8 protein-coding genes are annotated in these 8,655 nt (G+C 61.2%); 3 read left to right on the top strand and 5 right to left on the bottom strand.

What is annotated here, in order from left to right:
- Positions 1-117: 117 nt before the first annotated feature.
- A complete protein-coding gene (murI, locus tag B5D49_RS14365; protein WP_234990776.1) occupies positions 118-966 on the top strand; it encodes a glutamate racemase in 849 nt (282 codons plus the stop codon).
- Positions 967-977: 11 nt separating this feature from the next.
- Here the strand turns inward: murI and B5D49_RS14360 are convergent, their stop codons facing one another.
- The 3 genes from B5D49_RS14360 to B5D49_RS14350 form a co-directional block, all read right to left on the bottom strand.
- A complete protein-coding gene (locus tag B5D49_RS14360) occupies positions 978-1,595 on the bottom strand; it encodes a LysE family translocator (protein WP_078718415.1) in 618 nt (205 codons plus the stop codon).
- A 164-nt stretch (positions 1,596-1,759) separates the two neighbouring features.
- Positions 1,760-3,955 carry a response regulator gene (locus tag B5D49_RS14355; protein WP_159447258.1) on the bottom strand — a complete coding sequence of 732 codons (2,196 nt, stop codon included), beginning with the start codon at positions 3,953-3,955 and terminating at the stop codon, positions 1,760-1,762.
- Between the two features lie 106 nt (positions 3,956-4,061).
- A complete protein-coding gene (locus B5D49_RS14350; RefSeq protein ID WP_078718413.1) occupies positions 4,062-4,559 on the bottom strand; it encodes a 3D domain-containing protein in 498 nt (165 codons plus the stop codon).
- Between the two features lie 292 nt (positions 4,560-4,851).
- Here B5D49_RS14350 and B5D49_RS14345 point away from each other — a divergent pair, with 292 nt between their 5' ends.
- Positions 4,852-5,151 carry a hypothetical protein gene (locus B5D49_RS14345; RefSeq protein WP_078718412.1) on the top strand — a complete coding sequence of 100 codons (300 nt, stop codon included), beginning with the start codon at positions 4,852-4,854 and terminating at the stop codon, positions 5,149-5,151.
- Positions 5,152-5,239: 88 nt separating this feature from the next.
- On the opposite strand, the gene B5D49_RS14340 is transcribed toward B5D49_RS14345, so the two are convergent.
- Both B5D49_RS14340 and B5D49_RS14335 read right to left on the bottom strand, forming a co-directional pair.
- A complete protein-coding gene (locus B5D49_RS14340) occupies positions 5,240-5,734 on the bottom strand; it encodes an HAD family hydrolase (protein ID WP_078718411.1) in 495 nt (164 codons plus the stop codon).
- A 47-nt stretch (positions 5,735-5,781) separates the two neighbouring features.
- Positions 5,782-7,575 (bottom strand): N-acetylmuramoyl-L-alanine amidase, encoded by a 1,794-nt coding sequence (locus B5D49_RS14335; protein ID WP_234990774.1) that lies wholly within the window; start codon positions 7,573-7,575, stop codon positions 5,782-5,784.
- Positions 7,576-7,876: 301 nt separating this feature from the next.
- Between B5D49_RS14335 and B5D49_RS14330 the strand changes: the two genes are divergently transcribed.
- Entirely contained in the window at positions 7,877-8,560 is a 684-nt protein-coding gene (locus B5D49_RS14330) for a glycosyltransferase family 2 protein (protein WP_159447257.1), read from the top strand.
- The last annotated feature ends 95 nt before the right edge of the window (positions 8,561-8,655 follow it).

Raw genomic sequence — 8,655 nt, 5'->3', positions numbered from 1 at the left:
AGGGGGTCCAGGGGGAAGAACCTTTCTTCAGAAAGGTTTTCCCCCTGGTCGCCGAAGGCCGCCTTTTCTTGATCAATGGCGCTGGACAAGCCGGGGTTGATGGGGATAGGTCGAGCCATGCGTTACGACATGCCCGGGCCGGAGCCGGCCCAGCCCATAGGTGTTTTTGATTCCGGGGTAGGCGGTCTCACGGTGCTGCGCGCCTTGACGGCCCGACTGCCTGGTGAGGATTTTTTGTACCTGGGGGACACGGCGCGGCTGCCCTACGGAGCCAAAAGTCCGGCCTCGGTTTCCCGGTACGCCGTGCAGTGTGCGCGGGTATTGGCGGACCAGGGCGTAAAGCTCTTGGTGGTGGCCTGCAATACGGCCTCATCCGTGGCGTTGCCAGCCTTGCGGGAAAATTTCCCCGGCCTGCCCGTGCTGGGCGTAGTGGAGCCGGGGGCGCGGGCCGCGTGTGAACGCACGGACACGGGCCGCATCGCGGTGATTGCCACAGAGAGCACGGTACGGGGCGGCGCATACCACACCGCCATCCGGCGCATCCGGCCGAACGCGCAAATCCATTCCCTGCCCTGCCCGCTGTTTGTGGCCCTGGCCGAAGAGGGCTGGACCGATGGTCCCTTGGTGGAAGGCATTGTACAGGAATATTTACGTCCGCTGTTCGCCCGGTTTGGGGAGCAGGGACCGGACACGCTGGTGCTCGGCTGCACCCATTTCCCGGTGCTTTGCGCACCCATCGCCCGCGTGGCGGGATCAGGCGTGGCGGTCATTGATTCCGCGGCCACGGCCGCGGCCCAAGTGGCCGAATATCTGGATCAGGCGGGATTGCGACGGGGCAAGCAGGCCAATGCCGAGGAACGGGTCCGGTTTATGGCCACGGACGGTGCCGGACGTTTTGCGCGTGTGGCGGGCGTGTTTTTGGGGCAGGATCTGACACCGGAGCAAATCACCATCGTGGATTTGTAATCCGGCCCGGGTCAGCGTGTCAGCAAAGCCAGCCGCACCGCAAAATAGAGCATGGTGCCGCCGAGCAAGCGTGCAATCCAGGCTTTGGCCTTTGCCAAAACGCGGCGCACCGGGGCATGCGTGACCAACAGGGCCAACAGCACGAACCAGCCTCCCACCACCACGGCGCATTCCAGCCCGTACAGGGCGCGCACCTCCAGCGAAGCGCCGCTTGGCACGACCACGGAATAAAAGGCCAGAAAAAACAACGGCGCCTTGGGATTGAGCAAATTGCAGAAAAATCCTTGGGCAAAAGCAGTACGCATTTTCGTGGGACGTGGCGCGGTGTGGGAGCAGGTGTCCTGCCCAGCCGAAGCAGCGCGCAGACTTTGCACCCCGAGCCAGAAAAGATACGCGGCTCCCGCATACTTGACCATGGCAAAAAGCGTGGCGGACTGGGCAATGATCATGGCCAGCCCGAACAAGCTGTAGGAAAGGTGGACCAGCATGCTGCTGCCCACGCCCAGGGCCGTGCAACAGGCGGCCTGGCGGGAGTAGAGCAGGGAATTGCGCATGACCATGGCAAAATCCGCGCCCGGGGCCATGGCCGCCAAAAGAATAAACAGGGTCACGCCTAGAAATTCGAGCACGACGCCTCCACAACATTCTGAATTTTCAGCGCAATAGCACGGGATAACGGATCAGGCAACGTCGGCCGTCCAAGGACGTTCCCAAAACAGCAAGCTCCGGCACGCTTCAAAGAGCACACCCCATTGCGTACGGTAGGGACGCCTTGCCTTGAATGGTTCCCTTTCTAGTAGTGAAGGGGGGACCGGCCTGATCCGAAAAGACGGGCCAGCACCTGCCGCAAGTCCTTGCGGTCCACGGGCTTGGCAAGATAATCGTCCATTCCGGCCGCCAAAAAACTTTCCCGGTCGCCTTTCATGGCGTGGGCCGTCACCGCCACCACAGGCAGGCTGCGGCGCGCGGTTCCCAGTTCTCCGGCGCGGATGCGCAGAGTGGTCTCCGTGCCGTCCATGACCGGCATCTGCACGTCCATGAGTACGCAGTCCACTTCCTGCAATGCCAGGGTATCCAGCGCTTCCCGCCCATTGCCCGCTTCCAGCACGGTATGCCCCATGCCCTCTAAAAAGCGGCGCATGGCCAGCCTGTTGACCCGATTGTCTTCGGCAACCAGTACGCGCAGTCCGCGGGGTTCCGTGGCTGGCTGCGACGGATCCGGGGTGCATGGATCCTGATCCATTGCCGGAGCCACGCGAGCGGGCAGGAGCACCTCGGCGGCGGTTCCCCAGCCCGGTTCGGACCGAAAGCTGACCTGCCCCTCCATGATGTCCACCAACCGCCGGACAATGGAAAGCCCCAGCCCGGCACCGCCATAGGCACGAGTGGGCGAGGCGTCCAGCTGGCAAAACGGTTCAAAGCATTTGTCCTGCAAATCCGGATCAATGCCAATGCCCGTATCGCGCACCTCCAGCCGGATCATGTGCCGGTCTGACGAGGAGGATTGTCGGTTGTCCGAACCGTCCAACAGAGCCGCTTCCACGTCCACGCTGCCCTGATGGGTGAATTTCACGGCATTGCCCACCAGATTAAACAAGATCTGCCGCCATTTCCCGGCATCCCCCAGGAGCGCGTCCGGCATATCCGGCGAAACGTGCACGGAAAGCCGCACTCCCTTTTTCCGGGCCTCCTCCTGAAAGAGATCGCGAACGGAATTGATCATTGCCCGCGGGCAAAAGGCTTCCTCGCTGACCTCCAGGGAGCCGGATTCAATTTTGGAAAGGTCGAGCACATCGTTGATGACGCTGAGCAGGCTGCGTCCGGAATGCAGGGCCGTGTCCACGAATTCCTGCTGTTCTCCGTTCAAAGGCGTATCCCGCAAAATCTGGAGCATGCCCAGCAATCCATTCAGGGGGGTGCGGACTTCATGGCTCATGTTGGCCAGAAAACGGCTCTTGGCCCGGGAAGCGGTCTGGGCTGCGTCACGGGCCTGGACCAATTCCGCGGTACGATCGGCAATGCGCCGCCGCATGAGCATGTTCATGCCCGCCAGGAGCATGACCAGCAGCCCCGCGCCCGCGGACACGGGCAGCACCCAGGCTGGAAGTCCGGACGGAACCCCGCCGAACCAACGGGCCTGGGACTGGTGATAGGTGGAGTCCTTGTCGCGCATCATGGCGGATACCGCGGTATCCAGAGCGGGCAGCACACCGGCCGGATCGCCCGCAGGCGCGGCAAAGCGAAGCTCAATGGGGTTGTAGACCACCGGGGTACTGCTCACGCGGTAGTTCCAGGCGTTTTTCGTGCCGTAGATGCGGTTCAGCCCGCCCACGTCCGCGACATGATCCTCCAGACCGCGCAGCAAGTCCTCATAAGAGGAAAAGCGGACCACGGCGTAGGAGATACCGAATTCATCCAGCAGATTCTGAATCGCCTTGGCATGGGTATCCCCGTCGAGCACACCGAGCACCAGCCCGTCGATGTCCAGCAGGGATTGCACGTTGAGTCCCCGGCGGGCATAAATCTGGCCCCAGTTGGTGAGCAGGGTACGGGAGGAAAAGGAAAGAAAGGATTCGCGGGACTCTTCATGCGCCACGGCCGGAAGCAGATCGATTTTGCCCTGTTTCACAGCCGCAAACACATTGGCCCAGGTTCCGTGAACATATTGCAGCCGCCAGCCCTGGCGTTGGGCCACGCTTTCGAGCACGTCCACAAAAAAGCCGCCAGCCCCGTCCACGCCCACAGGAAAGATAATGGGCCGGTTGTCGTACACGCCCACCCGAATGACCCGAGACTCGGAAACCTTGACCGGCTCTTGCTGGGCCATGGCGTTCATGGGCATGCACCAGGAAAGCACCAGCCCGACCAGAACCAGGCCGAGCCGTACCCAGCGCGCCGGATTGCGCGGCCGCGTCCAGCCCCGGCCAGGCGCGTTTGGCCCTGCGGGGCAGGGGTGTGGTGTGTGTTCTCGCATCTTGCCGGACAGCACGGATCCTCCCAGTTTCAGAATGGTAGCACACCTGCGGAGGGCAGGGAAAGGCAATGGAGGGAGAATCGGGCCGGAACGTTGCTGTCCGGTCCCTGTTCCGGCGGGGTCAGATGTCCAGCAGCGCGGCCCTGGCCTGGCGGCGGCCAAACGAAAGCGCCTGGGATTCATCCCACATGAAGACGTCCACACTGCGGGAGAATCGTTTGTTCATCAGGTCGTTGATTTCAAAAATGCCCAGTCCTTCAATGCGGACCTTTTTGCCGAACACCCAGCCCTGGTCAAACAGGTCGCGGGAAACCGCGATGGTGCCGGTGCGTACCTTGCGCATGCTCGCGGCCACCAGGGGATCCGCGTCACACTGGTCTTCATGGGGGTTATATGCGGTGACCGTGACGGTTTTGACGCGCTTGCCCTCCAGCAGCCGCTTTTGCAGCGCCTGGGTAACGGCCAGCGTCCGGGTGGCGGTCTCCACCTGATATTCGGCCATGCGCAGGTCGCGCTCCAACGTATCAATGCGCTGGTCCTTGGCCTCCAGGCGTACGGCTTGCAGCACCACGCCCGCAACCAACAACGGAATACAGATAAATTTGATGGCTATGTTCATAAGGGAATACCTCCGAATGGGGAAACGGGCTATTACCCTTTCACCCATAGACCTGTCAATACCACGCAACCTTTTGAAATAGTGTACTATGCTATAAAATTGTCCGGTATTATGAATACCTTGCTTCCATGGTATAATCCGGGAGGCAAGCAAGCGCCCGCTTCAGGCCCGGCTCTGGCCTTTGGCGGGAAAATCCTCTACACCGCTTGCTGAACGCGCATATGGATTTCCCGCCCAGGACCGCTGAAATAATAACAGGCCGGGCGGCAACACCAGGCAAAAGGAGGACGCCATGGCCGAAACCGTGGATGAATTGACCGTAGCCTATGAGGAAGATGGACAGGAGATTGTCCGGGAGCTGGACAAGCGCATCCTTACCAAGGGCGCGTGGTCCACAATTTTGTTCCGCTACCAGGATCTGAACCGCACCAGCGGAGAATTCGGACCGGAAAAATACGTAATCCGCCGCTACCAAAAGGTGCAGGGCAGCTACCGGCCCAAGTCCAAGTTCGTGATCTCCAGCCCCAAGCAGGCCCGGCAGATCATGGATGCGCTCACCGAGTGGCTGGACCAGGCCGAGGGCGAAGACTAGCCCCAAACGCCGGGATCCTCGGCAGGTCGGGCGTAGTCGGCGTGCGGGACCAGGGAAAACCCGTTTTCTTATTTGAAAGCGGGCTTTTTTATTGCCGAAGCCCGGCCAGAAGACGTGCCGGAACCAGAAAGAGACCCAGGGCCGCGAGGATATCCGGGGCGATCAGGTCCGCGCCGTGCAAGGCGGCCATGGCCGCGCATTCGCCCTGCACCACGGCAACGCCCACGGCCGCGGCTTGCAGCATGAGCGCATCGTTGCGGCCATTGCCCACGGCCGCACAGTGTGTTGCACCAAGGGAACGCACCAGGGCGAGCTTGGCCTCATCTTCACCATTGCCGGAATCGCGGGGAATCGCCGGGCGTTTCAACACGGTGAGCCGCACGGGCAATCCGTCTAGGGCGCGGGCGCACCCGCCGTGCGTATCCGCCGTGACCACATGCAGGCTCAGTTCTCCGGCCAATCGGCGCAGATTCCCGGCCACCCCGGGCAGGAGCGCGCCGTCATGTGCCAGGGTGCCGTTGAAATCCAGCACCAGGTGCTCCAGGCTCAGGAAGCCAAATCCAGGAATGTCCAGCTCAAGCATGCACGTCCCCTTTTGATCCGGCAAACCCTGAAATGTTTTGGCCGGGATCAGTTCATGGCAAAACTTTCAATGCGTTTCTTGTAGGCCAGGACGCCTTTGACAATGCCTTCGGCAATGCGGCGGCGATACTTGGCGGATCCCAGATTGGCGGCGTCATGCCGGTTGGTGAGATAGCCCATCTCCACCAGCACGGCGGGCATTTTCGCGCCCATGAGCACATAAAACGGGGCGTGGCGGTGTCCGTGGTCGCGAATGCCGTATTTTCCCCGCACATGCCGCACCACGTTGCGCTGGATATCTTCGGCCAGGTCCGAGCTTTCCTCCACCTTGGAGTTGAGCACCAGGTCCGCAAGGATGAATTGCAAATCGCTGATCTGGTGCGGCTGGACACCGTTTTCCCTGGCGGCCACGCGCCGGGCCTGCTCCGAGGAGGACTTCAGGCTCAGGCTGTACGTCTCAAACCCCCGGATGGAGGACTTGCGAAAGGCGTTGCAGTGCAGGGAGAGAAACAGGTCCACCTTGGACATGTTGGCCATGGCCGTGCGTTCCTCAAGCGGCACAAACGTATCGTCCGTGCGGGTATAGAGGACGTGGAATCCTTCCTTTTCCAGCAGTGCGCCCACTTCCTTGGCCACGGTGAGATTGATGTCCTTTTCATACAGACCGTTGTGCGCGGCTCCCTTGTCATGAGCGCCGTGGCCCGCATCGATCATCACGGTCTTGATGGTCAGGCCGAGCACCTTGACCAGATCCTGGGGATCCACATCTTCGTAGCGCTTGGCCGCATCTTCGGGAATGGATTGCTGGGCCGTGGCCGAGGACGGAGGTTTGTCCGGGGAGTACACGTCCACCACGATGCGGAAGGGGTTGTCCAGATGGAATACCTTGTGATCCTGATACTTCAGCAAATCCAGGACCACACGCGTGGTCTGCGCGTCGTTCTGGCCCACGCGGTAACCCCGCAGGATTCCGTCGGAGATACGGACGTTGCGGTCGATGTCCGCTCCCATGCGGGCGTTGCGCAGGTCAATATAGACCCGATGCCCCTTGCCCTTCTCCGGGATGGGGTCGAGAAATTTATAAACATACTCCACGGGGTGGTCCATTTCCAAGACCACGCGGGTATAGTCATCGCTGGAGCGGTAACGGATCATATCCAGATGAGCCGGACCATCCGCCGTGGAAACCGGGCGGGGTCGGGGCGCGGCAGCCTGCTGTTGCGCGGCCGTGGCGTCCAGTTCGTTCAGGGCGCGCTGGGCACGCTCGCGCATGTCCCCGTCGGGATGCTCACGCACCACGGCCAAAAAGTCCCGATGCGCTCCTGCGGGGTTGTCCAGCTTGTCGCGCAGCAACACCCCGGCCCGGTACAGGCAGTCGTCGATCCAGGTATGCGTGGGAAAACGTTCCGCGGCGCGGTGGTAGTAGTCCACGGCCTTGGCATAGTCCGAATCCACGAAACTGACCGCGCCCATCTCCTCGTAGACCCGGCCGTTGTAATACAACGCCTTGGGCGCGTACTCGCCCTTGGGATTACGGGAATACACCGCGTTGAACAGTGCTTCCACGTCCTCCCAATGCGAGCGGAACCGCTTGCGCTTCGTGTCCTTGGCCAGAGAATGAAATTCCCGGTAGGCTTCGTTGAATTGCTGGCCAATGCCCATGGCTCGGGACGGGGATGCCGTGCTCCAGCAGAAAGCGGAGAGCAGCAACGTGAACATGAGCACCGAGACCGGCCGCCGGACATGCCGCCACAGGGCCGCGCCACGGGCCGCAAACCGGCTCACGCGTGCAATGGCAAAATTATGGATGGGGTGAATGCGCAGGCTTCCCCTCATGTGCATGGATTTCCCCTTTGGCGGCACGCTTGCGCATGTTCCGCCAAGCCCCTGATATGGATGGTGGCCGCGCTGCCCTGCGGCATTTTTTCCTGGCCGGGCAACGCGTTTCCCCTGAATCAGCAAGATGCCGATGTCGCGACCTTCGGGAAAAATCAACTATCCGCTCCTCTCTATCTAGAAAAACCCTAAATAAATGTCCAGGGGGGAACCACGAAACATTGCCCTCAAGCGCTGCGAGGCGTATGTCAGAGGCTACTGCGCGGTCCCTGTTCGAGGATCGCGGCAAACCCCTGCCGAAACCGCCATGCATAAAAAAAATCCTGAAAAAACAACGCGAATTTCCGTCATCGTCCCGACCCGCAATCAAGGAACATACCTTGGAGCCTGCCTGGATGCCCTCTGGTTTCAGGACTACCCGGAGCTGGAAATTTTGCTGGTGGACAACGCCTCCACGGATAATACCCCCGAAGTCGCCACCGCACTGCAACACGCCGTGAACCAGGAAAAGGTGTCCTACGCTTCCTATTACGACGAACAGACCAATGCCATCGAACGGGTCTGGCATGCCCGCTACCCCGCGCACGGACGCACCTTTGCCGCCCATCGCCTGGAACAACCCGTTGACTTCGCCCGGGCCGTGCAATACGGCCTCGCCAAAGCCACAGGCGCATTGCACTGCGTGCTGCGGGCCAATGTCCTCTGCTATCCCCAACTGCTTTCCACACTGGCAAAACCGCTGCTGAACGGCGAGGCCGACACCACCTTTGCGGACGCGTTCCTGTGCGACGCGCAAGGACGCATCCTGCGCGAACTGCCCGCCCACGATACAACAACCTTCGCCCTCAACGGACCCGCATCCCTGCCCGCGCCAGGGCCGGACGATGCCCCGCCCGCACTTTTTCTGCGCAAGGCACACACCACCAACACCATTGATCCGACACGCCAACAACACGTACCCATGACCCTGTGCGTCGTTCGTATAGAATAAAAGGAAGAAGCGGAAAAGACAGGCGGCCTTCGGCGACCAGGGGGAAAACCTTTCTGAAGAAAGGTTCTTCCCCCTGGACCCCCTTTCCAAAAACT

Source organism: Paucidesulfovibrio gracilis DSM 16080 (assembly GCF_900167125.1).
Classification (GTDB): Bacteria; Desulfobacterota; Desulfovibrionia; order Desulfovibrionales; family Desulfovibrionaceae; genus Paucidesulfovibrio; species Paucidesulfovibrio gracilis.
The sequence above is the reverse complement of the archived record's forward strand: the minus strand, read 5'-3'. Positions and strand labels throughout refer to the sequence as shown.